18 protein-coding genes are annotated in these 16375 nt (G+C 33.8%); 6 read left to right on the forward strand and 12 right to left on the reverse strand.

Going from position 1 to position 16375, the window contains the following annotated elements:
* The first annotated feature begins 167 nt into the window (after nucleotides 1-167).
* The 6 genes from EKM05_RS12385 to EKM05_RS12410 all read left to right on the forward strand — a co-directional run bounded on the left by EKM05_RS12385 (nucleotide 168) and on the right by EKM05_RS12410 (nucleotide 6561).
* On the forward strand, nucleotides 168-689 hold the full coding sequence (locus tag EKM05_RS12385) for a PH domain-containing protein (protein ID WP_126555721.1): 522 nt from the start codon (nucleotides 168-170) through the stop codon (nucleotides 687-689).
* Nucleotides 689-2203 carry a PH domain-containing protein gene (locus EKM05_RS12390; protein WP_126555724.1) on the forward strand — a complete coding sequence of 505 codons (1515 nt, stop codon included), beginning with the start codon at nucleotides 689-691 and terminating at the stop codon, nucleotides 2201-2203. Before EKM05_RS12385 ends, EKM05_RS12390 begins: the two co-directional genes overlap by 1 nt.
* An 85-nt stretch (nucleotides 2204-2288) precedes the next feature.
* Complete coding sequence (gene menA, locus EKM05_RS12395; protein ID WP_126555727.1) at nucleotides 2289-3251, forward strand: 1,4-dihydroxy-2-naphthoate octaprenyltransferase; 963 nt, start codon at nucleotides 2289-2291, stop codon at nucleotides 3249-3251.
* A 54-nt stretch (nucleotides 3252-3305) separates the two neighbouring features.
* Nucleotides 3306-3983 (forward strand): metal-dependent hydrolase, encoded by a 678-nt coding sequence (locus EKM05_RS12400; protein ID WP_126454851.1) that lies wholly within the window; start codon nucleotides 3306-3308, stop codon nucleotides 3981-3983.
* Nucleotides 3984-4168: 185 nt separating this feature from the next.
* Nucleotides 4169-5377 (forward strand): M48 family metallopeptidase, encoded by a 1209-nt coding sequence (locus EKM05_RS12405; RefSeq protein ID WP_126555730.1) that lies wholly within the window; start codon nucleotides 4169-4171, stop codon nucleotides 5375-5377.
* 137 nt (nucleotides 5378-5514) lie between these two features.
* Nucleotides 5515-6561 (forward strand): o-succinylbenzoate synthase, encoded by a 1047-nt coding sequence (locus tag EKM05_RS12410; RefSeq protein ID WP_126555733.1) that lies wholly within the window; start codon nucleotides 5515-5517, stop codon nucleotides 6559-6561.
* 585 nt (nucleotides 6562-7146) lie between these two features.
* On the opposite strand, the gene EKM05_RS12415 is transcribed toward EKM05_RS12410, so the two are convergent.
* From EKM05_RS12415 to EKM05_RS12470, 12 genes are all read right to left on the reverse strand, one after another.
* Nucleotides 7147-7593: a DinB family protein gene (locus EKM05_RS12415; protein ID WP_126555736.1), complete on the reverse strand. Its 447-nt coding sequence runs from the start codon at nucleotides 7591-7593 to the stop codon at nucleotides 7147-7149.
* Nucleotides 7583-8062, reverse strand: coding sequence for a nuclear transport factor 2 family protein (locus EKM05_RS12420; protein WP_126555739.1), 480 nt, complete (start codon nucleotides 8060-8062; stop codon nucleotides 7583-7585). Before EKM05_RS12420 ends, EKM05_RS12415 begins: the two co-directional genes overlap by 11 nt.
* A gap of 429 nt (nucleotides 8063-8491) precedes the next feature.
* On the reverse strand, nucleotides 8492-10525 hold the full coding sequence (locus tag EKM05_RS12425) for an OmpA family protein (RefSeq protein WP_126555742.1): 2034 nt from the start codon (nucleotides 10523-10525) through the stop codon (nucleotides 8492-8494).
* A gap of 3 nt (nucleotides 10526-10528) precedes the next feature.
* Nucleotides 10529-12220: an Ig-like domain-containing protein gene (locus EKM05_RS12430; RefSeq protein WP_126555745.1), complete on the reverse strand. Its 1692-nt coding sequence runs from the start codon at nucleotides 12218-12220 to the stop codon at nucleotides 10529-10531.
* Nucleotides 12221-12584: 364 nt separating this feature from the next.
* Nucleotides 12585-12791, reverse strand: a complete 207-nt coding sequence (locus tag EKM05_RS12435; RefSeq protein WP_126555749.1) for a histidine kinase dimerization/phospho-acceptor domain-containing protein — start codon at nucleotides 12789-12791, stop codon at nucleotides 12585-12587.
* A 141-nt stretch (nucleotides 12792-12932) separates the two neighbouring features.
* Complete coding sequence (locus tag EKM05_RS12440; RefSeq protein WP_126555752.1) at nucleotides 12933-13202, reverse strand: YtxH domain-containing protein; 270 nt, start codon at nucleotides 13200-13202, stop codon at nucleotides 12933-12935.
* Between the two features lie 26 nt (nucleotides 13203-13228).
* On the reverse strand, nucleotides 13229-13381 hold the full coding sequence (locus EKM05_RS12445; RefSeq protein ID WP_126459873.1) for a lmo0937 family membrane protein: 153 nt from the start codon (nucleotides 13379-13381) through the stop codon (nucleotides 13229-13231).
* A gap of 33 nt (nucleotides 13382-13414) precedes the next feature.
* Nucleotides 13415-14053 carry a porin family protein gene (locus EKM05_RS12450; RefSeq protein ID WP_126555755.1) on the reverse strand — a complete coding sequence of 213 codons (639 nt, stop codon included), beginning with the start codon at nucleotides 14051-14053 and terminating at the stop codon, nucleotides 13415-13417.
* A 397-nt stretch (nucleotides 14054-14450) separates the two neighbouring features.
* A complete protein-coding gene (locus tag EKM05_RS12455) occupies nucleotides 14451-14669 on the reverse strand; it encodes a hypothetical protein (protein ID WP_126555758.1) in 219 nt (72 codons plus the stop codon).
* 275 nt (nucleotides 14670-14944) lie between these two features.
* The gene (locus tag EKM05_RS12460; RefSeq protein WP_199745220.1) at nucleotides 14945-15379 is read right to left on the reverse strand and encodes a hypothetical protein; all 435 of its coding nucleotides are present in this window, start codon (nucleotides 15377-15379) and stop codon (nucleotides 14945-14947) included.
* 122 nt (nucleotides 15380-15501) lie between these two features.
* Nucleotides 15502-15723 carry a hypothetical protein gene (locus EKM05_RS12465; protein WP_126555761.1) on the reverse strand — a complete coding sequence of 74 codons (222 nt, stop codon included), beginning with the start codon at nucleotides 15721-15723 and terminating at the stop codon, nucleotides 15502-15504.
* Nucleotides 15724-16025: 302 nt separating this feature from the next.
* Nucleotides 16026-16217 (reverse strand): hypothetical protein, encoded by a 192-nt coding sequence (locus EKM05_RS12470; protein ID WP_126555764.1) that lies wholly within the window; start codon nucleotides 16215-16217, stop codon nucleotides 16026-16028.
* Between the last annotated feature and the right edge of the window lie 158 nt (nucleotides 16218-16375).

The following is a 16375-nucleotide window of genomic DNA, read 5'->3' on the forward strand; positions in this document are numbered from 1 at the left end:
GGTCGCCATCAAGAACGCAGTCGTAATTTGTCATTTCGACGAAGAAGAAATCTCATTAACAGTTTCAGTAATCAGACTCAAAAGACTCAAATAAAAACGTCGCGCCTTAGTGGTCTTTGTGGCAAAAAAGAAAGCCTCTTTTTGGCAAAAAAAACTAAAATTTACAAATGGAAAATTTCACAAACGAAACAATTGATACGGGCCAACTTCCAAAATTTGAGAAAGTCACTTTTATGAATTTACATCCTAAATATATTAGGGTAGTATTGATTAATTTGGCGTTATTTATTGGCATACTTATTCTTGTTCCAATATTGATTTCAACATTTAAACCGGAACTGTTTTCAGGAAGAGTCTGGTTGATTATAGGAGCTGTTATTCCCGTATTCTCAGCTTTGTTGGTAGTGTTTTCTATTATTGGATTCCATAAAAAAGGATTTGCATTCAGGGAACACGATGTGCTTTTCAGACACGGAATAATTGCTACAAATACGATTGTAATTCCTTATAACAGAGTGCAACATGTGGCATTGCATGAAGGACTGATTTCACGTTATTTTGGTTTGGCCAAAATTGAAATTTTTACTGCTGGCGGAAATTCCAGTGATATTGAAATTCCCGGAATTGAAAAAGAACAAGCCGAAAATATCAAACAGTTGTTGATGGGTAAAATACAAAAGCAATTGTAATGGGAGCCGATTTTAGTCAGCCACAGAGGCAATCTTCAATAGGGATTTTAGTGATGTTTTTTTACACGCTTCAGTATTACGCCAGAGCGTTGTGGCCTATGATTGTGATTTGGATTTTCAAGTTTGATGAGGTTAATAAATTGTATTTTTTCTTTGGGATGCTTGCCCTCTTTGTGAGTGTTGGAGTTGTTTCTTATTTGAAATACCTGAATTTCACTTTCTTTTTGGATGCCGAAAATCAGGAATTTATCATTACCGACGGCGTTTTCAATAAAACCAAAACCGCGATTCAGCTGCGTAAAATCCAACAGGTAAATATCAATCAGTCTTTTATTCAAAAATTAATTGGTGTTTATGAATTGGATGTAGACACAGCCGGAAGCAATAAAAAAGAAGGTGCTATTCAAGCGATTTCGCAAGAACTGGCTTTGGAATTGAAATTTCGTTTGTTAGAAAATGAAGATATAAAGAATGAAATTGGCGCTGAAGAAACTGTATTGGAGGAAACCGAGCAAAAACTATTTGAAGCTGCGCATCCTTTTATTAAAATCAGTTTTTTGAGTTTGCTGAAAGTTGGAATTACATCTAATTATGGCAGAAGTATCGCTCTATTGGTAATTTTTTTTAGTACTATATATGAGAATTTTCAAAATTTTGGAGAAGAAAGCAATGCTTATAAGGAGAAAGTAGGATTATACATTGATAAAAATGTAGTGTTGCAAACTATTTTAATATCAATACTGTTGTTGTTTGTTGTGGTTCTGGTTGTAAATGTGATCCGTACGGTTTTTAAATATTATGATTATAGAATAGCGAGACAAAAAGGATCTTTGTTGTTGTCTTTTGGCTTGTTGAATACGAAAAGCACTATCATCAAACCTGAAAAAGTTCAGATCACGTCCGTTACCAGAAATTATTTCCAAAAAAAAATGGGAATTTTAGAACTACAAATCAAACAAGCTACCGGGGGTGAAAAGGAAGAACGGAAATCAATAATAGAAATTCCGGGATGCAGTGAAGCCGAAAGAGATTCCATATTGACGTTATTATTTCATCAAATTCCTGAAAAGGGAGTAATGCTTCAGCCTAATTTTCGTAAACTTGTTTTTTCTGTTATTCTTTCAATAGGATTACCTTTGTTTGGTTTTATGGCAGTTGGTCATTGGATTGAACCTATAATTTTTGAATATAATTATGTGATGCCAATTTATGTGATTTTTATTGGAGCAATCCAGTATTTTAAATTCAAAAATGACCGATTGTTTATCCACGAGAATTTTATAATAAAGCAAAGTGGCGCTTGGGATGTGAGCAATGATATTATTGAACCCAGTAAAATACAAGCGATTACAACGTCGCAGCTTTTTTGGCATAAAAAGTTGGATATTGGTTCCATAACATTGCATACCGCAGGAGGAAATATCGCTTTTCAATTAGGGAATTATTCAGTACTACAACAACAAGTTAATTTTTGGTTGTACGAAATAGAAACTTCCGATAGCAATTGGATGTAAATAAAATGGTTTAAAGTTTAAGGTTTAAAGTTGTTTTTTACAATAAAGCTTAAGTTTTAAACTTCAAACTTTTAAATAAAAAAATATGAAACATTGGATTGAAGCCGCACGTTTACGAACCTTACCCTTATCGGTTTCTGGAATAATAGTTGGAAGCATGTATGCTTTGGCAAACCCAACAGATAACATATTAACGCCTACGGAAGTTTTTAACTGGCGATTGTTTGGTTTTGCAATATTGACAACATTAGGATTGCAAATACTGTCCAATTTTGCCAATGATTACGGTGACGGCATGAAAGGAACGGATAATGAAGATCGGGTAGGACCAAAACGTGCCATACAAAGCGGTGTGATTACTCCGCAAGCCATGAAACGCGCCATGATCATAACATCAGCTTTGACGTTGCTTTCAGCGATGCTATTGATTTATTATGCGTTTAGAGATACAAATTTATGGTTTTCCTTGTTTTATTTGGTTTTGGGAATTTTGGCAATTGTATCAGCCATTCGATATACAGTTGGAAATACGGCGTACGGATACCGTGGATTTGGCGATGTGTTTGTCTTTGTATTTTTCGGTTTGGTGAGTACTTTAGGAGTGAATTTTTTATATTCTAAACAATTGGATGCGTTGTTGGTTTTACCTGCAATAGCCATTGGATTATTGAGTGTAGGTGTTTTAAATCTGAATAATATGCGAGACGAAGCATCAGATAAAAAATCAAATAAAAACACGATTGTCGTAAAAATTGGCGGTGCCAAAGCTAAAATATACCATTATATTCTGATTGTAACCGCAATGGTTTTAGTATTGATTTTTGCTATTACAGATGATTTTCACTTTGATCAATACTTGTTTTTATTGTCGTATATCCCTTTGACTAAACATTTAATTACCGTCTATAAAAACCAAAATCCTAAGGAATTAGATCCTGAATTAAAAAAACTGGCATTGAGTACTTTTGCACTTTCAATTTTATTGTCATTAGGTATGATTTATTTCTTTTCGGATATAATTGTAAACACTTTTTTAGGGGGGAGATAAAATAATAATCTAAATACGGAATCCTTTAATCATTCTATTTTTAAATTTAAAAAGATGAAAATAACATTTTACGGTCACGGGGCATTAGGGATAGAAGTTGGCGGCAAACATATTATTGTAGATCCGTACATTTCTGCAAATCCCAATGCAGCTCACATTGACATTGATACGTTAAAAGCCGATTATATTTTAGTGACACATGCTCACGGAGATCATATTCTGGATGTCGATGCGATAGCTAAAAGAACGAATGCGGTAATTGTTTCTAACGCTGAAATTGCCGGTTATTATGGTGCAAAAGGCTTTCAATCGCATCCTATGAATCACGGTGGAAGCTGGAATTTCGATTTTGGAAAACTGAAATATGTAAATGCCATTCATTCCAGTTCGTTTCCTGATGGCAGTTATGGAGGAAATCCTGGCGGTTTTGTCATTGAAGGGGAACATAAAAACATCTACATTGCTGGTGATACAGCGCTTACTATGGATATGAAACTCATTCCTATGCGGACCAAACTCGATTTAGCTATTCTGCCCATAGGTGATAATTTTACCATGGATGTTGAAGATGCTATTGTCGCTTCTGATTTCTTGGATTGCGATAAAATTCTGGGGTATCATTACGACACTTTCGGTTATATCGAAATTGATCATGAAGATGCTATTCGTAAATTCTTCAATAAAGGAAAAGATCTCATGTTGTTAGAGATAGGAAGTTCCATAGAGTTGTAATTTTTTTATTTGAAGCTAATCCAGCTATCCGTTGCAATCTTTTATCACCCTGTCAGGGTTTGAAACCCTGACAGGGTGATAAAAGGATTTTTACTTCTATCTGGGCTAGGGTTTGCCGGTACCAAACTTCGTAGTTAATTTTACTAAAACGTTGTTCGCTCTGGTGTTTAAATTTTATATCAATCATGCAAAAAAAGAATTTCATTTTTTTATTTCTGTTTCTAATTTCAACAAATACTATTTTTTCTCAGAAAGATGGCTATTGGGATAAAACCCGTGCTACAACCGAAGAAATTACAGTTTCCGCCAGAGATAGAATCGTTATAAAAACTCAAGATTTCCCTGAAGGAACTACCGAGGTCGTATACAGAATAACGCTTTTGGATAAAAATCAGCAAATGGTAGGCAGTTTAGTTTCGGTTTTAAAAGCTATTCCAGACCCAACAGGAATCAGTCAAGGTTCAGCAGGAGCAGTTTTTATCTTGTCGAAAATATCAGGTGATGATAAATGCAAGTATGCTGTTTTCTCTAGCGATGAATTAGCCACACAATATAAAGAAAGTGGCAAAACGGATGATGCTTGTTTGGTTCAAGACACGCCGGTGAGTAAAGATGCCAAACGACTTTCTACTGAGAAATCTACTTGTATGCGATCGAATTCGGGAAATTTATGGTTTGGTTTCGAAAGTAAAAACTGGATCATGAACCAAAAAATCATTCTCGAAGTGGTGCCGTGGGTTGATAATAAACTCAGTCGCGGATGGACTTTAGCAAACAGAAAAGCAATAATTGAACAATGCAAAACATCTAATTTGGCTCAAAAAATGACCAATTCAGATGATTTTTGTGTTTGTATTCTCGATAAAATCCAAACCAAGTACAAGTTTAAGGAATTCCAGAAATTATTAGCTGTAGAGCGCACTAAGGCGTTCAGGGATTTTGGTAATAGTTGTTTTGGTGAAAGTAGTCTTTCAAAAAGTGTGTATGACAATTTGCGTAAGCAAGCCGCTATGTTGGCTAAACAAGGAATGCAAGGTGAGGCAATCACGAAATTGACAACGATTATCAATGATGGAAAAGCAACTGCTTTGGATTATAATGCGATAGGTAGCAGTTATGTTTTGACGAAGCAATACGGCAAAGCAATTAAATTCCTGAAAGAAGGTGAGAAAATAGACGATACAGAGTTATTGATAAAGCTGAATTTAGCACACGCGTATTTATTGAATGATAATTTTTCGTCTGCAAAAGCCATTTATAAAGAGTATCAATCGCAAAACGTAACGGATAGTTTGAGTTGGACTCAAAAAGTAAAACAAGATTTCGCAGCTTTTAAGAAAGTTGGGATTAAAAATGATGATTTTGAAAGAGTTTTGAAGTTAATGGATAAATAAATCGAACTTTAAAGCTTATATGCCTTATATGTTTTAAAGAAGCAACAATTCTTTTTACCATGTTAGGCATCTAAATTTTAATAAAATAATTCAGATATAAGTTTACTAGATTGAAATAACTCATAATTCATAATTTCTTGAAAGCAACCTACCACAAATATATTCTTAATTTCAAACGTCCATCAGGAACTTCTCGTGGCGTTATGACCGAAAAAGAAACTTGGTTTATTGTTTTGGAACAAGACGGTAAAAAGGGAATAGGAGAGTGCGGAATCCTTCGCGGATTGAGTATTGATGACCGACCGGATTATGAAGAAAAATTGCAGTGGACTTGCGATAATATTCACTTAGGAAAAGATCAGCTTTGGGAAGCGTTATTAGAGTTTCCTTCGATACAATTTGGAGTGGAAATGGCGTTCCGATCTTTGGAGAATGAAAACCCTTTTTTCCTCTTTCCATCTGAATTCACAAACGGTACAAAATCCATCCTGATAAACGGTTTAGTTTGGATGGGTGAAGAGGCGTTTATGAAGCAGCAAATCGAGGAAAAATTAGCGCAGGGTTTTAGATGCATCAAACTCAAAATTGGAGCAATAGATTTTGATAAAGAACTACAGTTATTAAGGTTTATTCGGGAACATTTTACTCCGGAACAAGTCGAAATTCGGGTGGATGCGAACGGTGCTTTTGATGTAACTTTAGCTTTAAATAAATTAATTCAACTATCTGAATTTAAATTACATAGTATAGAGCAACCGATACAAAAAAACCATACTGACAGGATGGCAGATCTGTGTAAAAAAGCTCCTTTTCCTATTGCTTTGGATGAAGAGCTGATCGGTGTGTTTACTTTGGCAGAGAAAAAGCAATTACTGACAAAAATCAAGCCGCAATACATCATTTTGAAGCCTAGTTTTGTAGGTGGTTTTCGAGGCACGCAAGAATGGATTTCATTGGCTGAAAAGCATAAAATCGGGTGGTGGATTACCTCTGCTTTGGAGAGTAATATTGGACTAAATGCGATTGCGCAATGGACTTTTTTGCAACACAATGCAATGCCTCAGGGATTAGGAACCGGAGCGCTTTATACGAATAATTTTGACTGTCCGCTGGAAGTTTCACAAGGGCAATTGTGGTATAAAAAGGAGTTGGACTGGGCGTTTGATTTTGCTCTTTTGAAATAGATTATCTCGTCTTTTTTTGTTCGCCCTCTCCTAACAAAACGGATAATGTCTTCTAACTAGGAGTGCGGTCCGTTATCAATTTGATAATAAATAAATAACGGGACCTGCCAAAAGTGAGGTTCTAAAATACAAATAAAGATAGCTAATCCTTTTTGTATTCCTTTTTTTCAATCCACTTACAAACAGGATATAGAATAAAACTAATGAGTAAAGCAAAACATAACGGAATAAATAGTGTTTTTCCAAAATAGAATATTAATGCGGACAACGTTAAGTAAGTCGAAAGTTTAAAAGTCGTAAAGTCAAAAGAATTAACTTTAAGTAAAACATCCTTAAATCAGATTGTTACATAATTTTATCCTGATTTTAAAATACGACATTATACCATGGTTATTACTTATAAACTAAAGAATTTCTAAAACAGAATATTTTTTAGTGGACTGAACCGGGATGGGAGTTTTAGAGGATTGGATATCAATATTACATTATAGTCGTTATCTCTTATTCGTATTTTATATTTATTTGCGAGTAAGATGTTTGTTATAACTAATCGAATTACAGTAAATTGAATATTGTGGGAAATATTTAAGCGTCCAATAATCGCCTGTGGTAATTAATTTGTCCCAAATGATAGGCAAGGTGCGTGGTCAAATGGATGAGTATGAACTCAGTTGAAGTTTTGTTCTTTAAAACTAAAAGTGGATATTCCATTTTCAAATCTTCTTCTGAGAGGGTATTAAGTGCATTGACAAGGATAACTATCGTTTCTTCGATTTTTGATAATAATTCTGCTCTTGAAATATCTTTCAGTGAAAATTCTAATGGTCTGTTTCTTATATAACCCGTCTTTCCATATTGGGCTCCAATATATGTGTTGAGATTTCCTATAATATGCAAGCATAGATTTCCGGCTGAATTAGCGATTCCTTTTTGTGTTTTCCAAATATCACTTTCGTTTTCATACGATTCAATTTCGGATTTCAGAATGTTTAAATCTCTAATGAAAAGCATTTTCAGGGTGTCAATCAGCATGTTGAGTTTCTTTATATTTTTTTAATGATAAAAGGGCTTGCTCTTGAATTTTTTTATGAAAAAAACCAGTCCAGCCTAGTAGGTATCCGGTGATTCCAAAAGCTTGTTTGGACCATTTAAAAATATCAAAATCATCGGTGTGTTTTATAATTAATCCGTCTTTAAACTGAAATTGTGCCTGAATACGATTTACTACTTTTCTATTAGTCTTACTGAAATTGTAGGTAGCTATAAATTGTACGGAGCCAATATAGTCATCAGCCTTGACCGCAGAGAATTTAATTGTAATATTCCCTTTGCTTTTTTCGAGGAGCATTTTCCACATTAGGCAAACATCATTTCCCTTTAATAGACCAAAAACTGGATCACGAAATTGAATACTGGAATCATAACAGTTACACATTGTTGGTGAATCTGCATTTGCAATAGCACTATAGAATTTGGTAAGGATTTTCTCGCTTTCGGTCATGTTTTTAAATAAAGTGAAAAGTAAAAATACTAAAATTTTTACGAAAAGTAAGTGTTTAAAATCAAAATTGGAAAGGGATTACGTCTAATTTACCTTTACTTTGTAAAATTATAAGATTCAGAACTAATAAATTAATTCAAAAAAATTGGTATTAATTTGGGACTAAAATAGTAATAAAGATCTTCATTTCTTTCCATAGATTTCACAGATTTGCATAGATTAATGCGCTTCATAGCTTTAAAATATTTTTAATCAGCCCAATCTGTTGCAAAAATTTTCTTTAATAATTGCGAGAATATATCTTTCTTGCTACTTAATTATGAAAATGAATTTCTATTCATGATATCTGAAATAAATTTCAGCACAAAAAAAGAGGATAGAACTTTGCGTTTCTACCCTCTTTGTCAATTTATAATACGTGCATTTTACTTATTTAATAGCGGGCATTATATCAATTATGACGGTACGGTTGTAAAAACGTTCTTCAGGGGTTTTGTTTTCAAAAGGAGAATTATTTTCATTCTCGCCCTCTCCGGTTACTTCAAATTTTACGTCATTCCTACCGGCTTTAGATAACCCTTTTTCAAGGATCCCTTTCACATCGTTAGCACGGGCTAAAGACAAGTTTTGATTGTAGGTTTCTTCACCAATACTATCAGTATGACCGTGAATTAGTACTGTTGCGCCAACAGGTATTTGTGGGGTTACTACTTCGCTAAGGTATTTTTCATAGATACCAATTGCTTTAGATTTATTAAATTCATAAATAATACTATATCTGGTGCCTTCCTCCATTTTTGCAGGAGTCCAAAGTACCATGTGAACAGGAGTTTCTTTTTCTACAATTTTACCACTTTTAGTTTGACCAATCATTTTTACGGTGTAATCACCTTCTGGACGGCTCCCTAAAATTGCTTTTCCAGGAATTTTAACTTCGTCTTGAGTATATGGTCCAAAATTTTGAACCGTACCTTGCTCATCAGTAATTTGTAATGACCATGAAGATAAGGCTTCACCGGCTCCTTTATTGTTGAAGCTAACATAGCTTTCAATAGGAGCTTCTTGTAGTGCTATTATTTGTACAGGTTTTAATTGCGCATCAGGTCCACTTTGAAATTCCATTAGTAAATCCGGTGAATTACTTTCGATAGAAACTCTGCGATCGCCTTCACGAAGTAAGACTAGTTCTTGAGTTCCGCCTGGTTGTTCAGAAGGTATAGTTGGTTTGTCTTGACCTTTAGTCATGATTCTAGACGGATCAATAGCAAATATATATACTAGATAAGTCTTGATTGATGCTGCCATTACTAAACCCTCTTGGGATCCTTTTTCTGACGAACCTACCAAGATAATTGTAGCTGTAGGATTTTTTTGCATTCGATCACCCAGAATGTTCAATACATTATAATACACAGTCATTTGACGTTTAGAACGATCAGACAATTTTTTTGGAACAAAAACTTCCAGTTGGTCTTCTTTGAAGTCTTTTACTTGGTCTTTCGTTAATACAACATAACGACTTGGAATTTCAGTAGATCCTTGATTAAAAAACACATAGTTTCTAAGTGGGAAAATCTCTGTCATTCTTCTTTCTCCCGGAACATTACTAGGAGAATTTACGGAGAACTGTACTTCACGGTCCTTAGCCAGATCTGTTGCTTCCTGAATATTTTTCCCTTGTCCAAATTTGAGCGCAACACCAGCTCTGACAGTAGTATTGTTCCATGTTTCTGTAGCACGTGGATCTTGACCAAAATAGGGTTGGAAAGCGACAAAAGGCGACAATATAAATTGTGTTTTGTTGCTGTCTGAAGATAGCGGAATGTCATATCCAGCTCCAATTTGAAGAGATAAAATTGTTTTGTTAATGGCACTAAAATCACCTCTTACTTCAGGAGAAGGCTCTTGATCCGGAAATGCCGTATTAGTGCCCAATTGATAGGTAAATGATTTGTCTAAGTTGAAAGCTAAACGCGGGCCTCCATACACATAGAAATTAGATTTGAACGGAGCAAAACGTACGCTGGGTTCCACGGTGATGTAACTAAGATCAGTAGATAAATCTGCAGGACAGTCACATGCGGTAGTAACGGGGTCAAAAGAACCTTTACGGCTGTCATAACCTGCTTGAAACATGATGCCCCATCTGGAATCAGCAGGCCTGTATTCTACAAGCGGCGCAATGAAAAGTCCAATACCGTCTCCCTCATGGAAAGTAGCGGGTGGTGTGAAATTAGCATTCAACTGATTTGTTGAACCGCGATAAAAATTAAAATTGGCACCAGCTGCAGCTCCAAAAAGCCAAGTAGGTTTTGCATATTTTACTACTAGTGTTTCTTGTGCCTGAACTTGGGTTTGAATGCTCCACCATGTCAAAGCAACTATCGCAACACTTTTGAAATTCAGATTATTAGGGGACCATGCAGCGCATGATCCCATTTTGAAATTATTTTTAGTTTTCATTTTTTACGGTTTAGAGATTATATTTGTGTGCGTCATTACTACTGCTCCATTTCGAGCAAGCATTCTGCCATTTGCAGTTGAATATGCTCCCATTGTTATAGATTGCAAGGCTAATATATTTCCTTCAAATTTTGTGTAGTTTCCAATAGTTGCAGAACTTCCCGTTTGCCAATACACATTCTTAGCAAGTGCTCCACCACTAAGTTTTATATTTCCACCTGCACCACCAACAGTAGTAAAAGCAGATGCGACTTGGAAGATCCAAACGTCAGTTGCAGAACCGGTAAGAGTCAAATCTCCATTTTGTACTAAAAGTGTGGATGTTGATTTGTATATACCTGCAACAAGTGTTTTTCCGCCCTGATCACCGGATACAGTTATTGGCGCACTATAAGAAGCTCCTTCTGCAAAAAGATATGCATTAGTCAGGTCTAGTTTTGCTTGTGTTAGCAGGGCAGCAATCCCTACAGGGGCAGTATCATCAGAAGCATAAATAGCACCATTTATTATAACTGCGGGAGGAAAGCCTGTTATTGAAGAACGAACACCAGGACTGATACCCACATCCATATTATTAATTACACTGAAACCTGCATTATTACTTACTCCAACACCGGATAAAATTCCAAATCTTTCTGCTGATCCAAGATTTACTGTATTTCCAACCAAGTTTGAAGTAGTACTGAAGTTCCAAACGTAATCGTTTGCCAGAGGAGTACCCGCTAAATTTTTAGCAGCTGTACTAATTGTTGCGGTATAAGTAGTCCCTGCTGTAAGTGGGCTTGTAGGAATAAAGGAAAGTGTAGTCCCTGAATAGGAAATAGCTCCTGCTACCGCTGTAGTACCATTTTTTAAAGTAAAGGTAGAATTACTAATAGTAGTAGGATCCATTTCTACACTAAAACCAGCAGTAATAGTTTTATTCAGAGCAACACCAGAAGAATTATTTTCAGGATCTGTTGTGACTACTGAAGGTCCACTAGTGGCGCCTGTGGTAAATGTCCAAACAAAGTTATTTGCAAGTGATGTTCCTTGTATATTTTTGACTCCAGTTGTGATCGTACTTGTATAGACTGTATTGACAGTTAAAGGAATACTAGGTACAAAATAAGCTTTTGTTCCGTTATAAGTAACCGTACCAGCAACGGAATTAGCGCCTTGTTTTAAGGTGAAATTGGTAGCGTTTACAGTCGCTTGATTCATTGGCATATTGAACTCTGCCGCAACCACTTTATTCAGAAATACATTGGTGGCATTTTTCAACGGATCTGTTTCTATTACCATTGGAGTAACTGTAGATCCGGTACTAAATGTCCAAACATAGTCTACTTGTAATGCATTTCCCATTACATCTTTAACGGATGTTTTAATTTTACCGGTATAGGTTGTGTTCGCAGATAATGGGGATGTAGGATCAAGTGTAGCAGTTGTTCCACTGAATGAAACAGTTCCTGTAACTAAAGTGGAGCCTTGTAAAGTAAAAGAGGATTGGTTAAAAGTTGATGCGTTCATCTCCTCATTGAAAATAACGGTAATCGATTTGTCTAGTGCTACATTAATAGCTCCATTTTCAGGGCTTGTCGAGACAACTTCTGGACAAACACCATCAATTTCTTGAAAGTCATCCTTAGCGCAACCAGAAATTAATGCAATAAATAGTATTGCAAAAGTTACTAATAAATTTTTAATTTTCATTTTTTGTTTATTTAGGGGATTAAGTTATATGCGGACAAAGGTGAGTTTATTAAAGTAGGAATATGTTATGGAATTAGCGAAATTACTTGCAAGATTTACTCTTGTAAATTGTTACCTTTACTTTTATGTATTAAAAATCAATTAGTTATATTTTGTGTTTGCTTAACGCAATATTAAAAGAGAATAGTGGCCTTTTACAGGATCTCTTTACAGTTTAAAAGCTTTTTTGTAGTTTTATATCGATGTTCAATTTTAAGTTCAAAAAAGTAAATAGCGTAAAACGCAAAAATTAATTTTAAAAAAAGACATAAAAAAAATCAAGAATTTTCATTCTTGATTTGTAAATAATACGAATATAATCTGTTTATGTCTTTTTACCTTTTTTTTCTAATGCAAAAATAAATGTTGTCAATTCATTTGTAAAAATATCCAGCGCTATGGTAGATTGTTTTATGTACTCTGAAAATTCCTTTAATTCATTTGGGGAATTTATAGATTCCTCAAGTAAATTGGCTAACCCAATGATATTGGCAATAGGTTGCCTCACTCTATGCGAGGTCATGAAGATCATTTCTTCAAGACCTTTTATATATTCTTTATGGTTTCTTTTGCTTTTTTAAAAAGCATTTATGCTGTAGTTACATTGTTTTCCACACTGAAAATTGGAACAAATTGATATTGAGAATCTTTTTGTAACTGTAATTTAAAAATTTTAAATTTTAAATTCCTTTTTAGCTTCTACAAATTTAGTTTCTCCCTTGCCAATTAAATTTTCGCCTTCGTTCCAAATTTTCTCATACTTTTGAGTTATTGTCCCTAATAAAGAGTCTAATTTGCCTTTTAGTTCATCAGCATAATCATTGCTTTTGTCCATGATTTTTCTTCTTGTTTTGTCTCCTTTTTCAGGCGCAAACAAGACTCCTAATAATGCTCCTACGGCAACTCCTCCTAATACTCCTAATATAATTTTATCTGCTTTCATAATGTTTATTTTTAATAACAATGAATTTAAATTCCTCGGCCTTTTATCAGTCTCAATATCACTGCTATTACAGCTATAACCAAAAGGATGTGAATAATTGATCCCGCGCTGTATGCGAAGAACCCAACCGCCCAAAAGATAATTAAAATTACGGCTATGGTATATAATAGATTGCTCATGATTTTAGTTTTTAATGATTAATATTTTAATTTCTAGTTAAGTCTAAGTCCCACATATAAGCTCAATACGCTATTTTTTGCATCAGGATAAGTGTAATTAGTACCGGAATAATTTCTTTCTTTTCCTACTTTGGTTAAACCATAATTATATCGTACTCCAAAGTTTGCAACATCTAAATCGATACCAATACCTCCGGAGATACCGGCGTCAAACTTATTGAAATCATTGGTGTCTAATTCACTTTCGGAACTAAATAAGTTAGAATCATTGGTTGTTTTACCACTTACCATATAAGCGGCATAAGGCCCAACATGGACATTAAAATTATCGGTAAGATTCATTACCAATAAGACTGGTACTTCAATATAATTGACATTGAATTTAGCTGTTCCGTTAGCAAAAGAATTGTTGTACACCAGTTCTGCTCCTTTTGTGGTATAGTTAATCTCAGGCTGAATAGCAATAGCATTAGTAATGGGAAGCTTAGCATATAAACCGGCATTAAAACCTGTTAATACATTATTGTCATCTACATTATCCGTGTAAAGATTTGAGAAATTTAATCCTCCTTTAAAACCAAAAGAAGCTGTTTTTTCTTGTGCTTCAATAGTTGTAAAAGTGATAAGGCTTACAAATAGTGAAGCTAAAATAATTGATTTTAATTTTTTCATTTGTTTAATTTTTTAATTAAAAAATTGTTCTTTGCAAAGATGCAACTGTTTCAAAATAATTATGTTACAATACTTTTTGATAAGTTTATATTATTCACACTTTTTTCAATCTCCAAATTTTTCTTTTGATTTTTATTTTTGTCTTTCCAATTTCCTTTTAAATCTGATTCATTCCGCTTTATTGATAATTACCTGTGAAAGAATTGTCACTTTACAAAGTTCAGCTCTTTATGTACAGTTTAAACCGGAATAGGGTGTTCAGTTTGCTCTGGAATATCCACTTTATACCTAAAAACGATTACATAACTTTTAGGATTAGTTACATTATTCACGGGTTACAGACTAAGGCTTAGAGCCACATGTATTTTGCCTCATTCATTTCATATACCGGAATTGATTAATTGGCAGTTCTAGGGTGATTAATAGTGTATTCTTTAAGGATATTTTCTAAAGACTTGTAGTAATTTGTTAATGTTTGGATATTTATTTCAGGATTTGAAATAATTGGAACAGTGATGGGAATCTCCGCTAGGTATTTAGATAACTCAGGATACTGGTCGTGTATTTTTATCGTAATTTCAAGAATAGATTTGCTAAGTTGTTTTTCTGTTTTCATACTAAAATAGTTTAAGGTAACCTTTATTTTTTTAAAAAAGATGCAATCAAATTCACGAATTTCATCTTTAAGAATTAGAATAAATACTTGATAAAGTAGTGGTTATAAAGTAAATTTATTCAAAATACGGTTGTTTATTCCAGAGTAAGAATTGTTATTGCGGGTTTCATGTCCTAAGGTTTTTTTGGATTATTGCTATTCCAAAAAAAGAAAAGTTAACTTTTTAAAAATAAAACCTACCAGGTATGGATTCATATCAGGTAGGTTTTATAAATTTAAAATTGGTTGGTAGACAAAATCATCTGCATCCCCGGATATTGAATATCTCCGTCATCTTCAGCAGTTATAAATATTTTTGACGGCTTGTAGGCTGTAACTGTTTCAAAAGTTGCTCTAAGTTTTGAGGACAAAAATCCGCTATCGCTTTTTATTTGACCAATATTTCTTACAATATCCCCGTCTGTTTCCATCCAGACAACGTAAACATTTTTTGAAGGCTGTAATCTGTTTACTTCGGCTAAATCTGATATTTTTATTTTTATCAAATAATTTTTGTTACTGTCTTTTGTGACATTTACCGAGCCATTTGCTGCGGGGACCACAATAGAATTTTGAAAAGCAATGTTTTTACCACATGAAGAAATCGAAAGCAGCATCAGCATTGCTAAACCACCCATAAATATTTTTTTTAAATCAGCACTTATTTTCATTTTAGTTTTATTTTAAGAGTATATATAATACAAATTTAAGTTTTTTTATTAAATTAGTTGTTGAATAACTTTTATTTAAACTTGTAATATTCACAGATTAATAAAAAAATTATTCTTTGTAATTAATTACTTTGTTTCTTGTCTTTCATAATTAAAACAACTCCTCCAATAGCAAGTACAGCCCCTATAATGGGGGACCATTTTATTGGATGGTTTACTTTTTTATTTATTTGTATTGGGCCTATATCAACAATTTTTTCAGTGGTTACATAGTTAAAGCTGTTGTAAAGTAACAGAATTACTCCTAAAAAAATCATCGCGATTCCAATGGTTCTTGTTTTCATTTTTTTTTATTTAAAAGTGATTGTATGGAGATGCGTTTATGCTTTTGAAAAATATTCTTTTACAAAGGTATGTTGCTGATTTGGTGTCATCTGATTGGGATGTTTGATTTCGAATTTTATTTTAAAAAATGTTCATCCTCACTCAAGAAATTAAACAGTTCCAGTGGGTGTGCTTGAGCAAATGGCTTTTAAAGTACAGCTATAGAGTTGTCAATTTGGTATAAAACAATTTAAATTATAAGATAATTCCGTTCTATTTATGGAGTGTTGTTTTGACAGTTGTGCAGAGTGAAGATATTTTATTATTCATCTTTTGTTGTACGAATCAGACTAATACCTGAAGCGAAAAATACGGCACCTAATATGCCATAAATAAGGAGGGATTTAATGTCACTCATATCGTCTGAGGCACTAGAAAATAATACCGCAGTATAGATTAGACCGCTAATTCCAAGAAAAGTAAGTACAGTTCCAAAGATTCTTTTAAGATTCATATTTCTTTTTTTTAAATGGATTGCTATAGTTTTAGTAATTTCTCGTGAAAGTCTAATTAGAAACAAATACACAAAATAAAAATATCTTCAAACAGCTGTAAATAATGGTATTACAATACAAATGTATTCCGATTAGACTTTACGAGTGTTATATAATT

It is taken from the genome of Flavobacterium sp. GSP27, assembly GCF_003970395.1.
In the GTDB taxonomy this organism is placed as follows: domain Bacteria; phylum Bacteroidota; class Bacteroidia; order Flavobacteriales; family Flavobacteriaceae; genus Flavobacterium.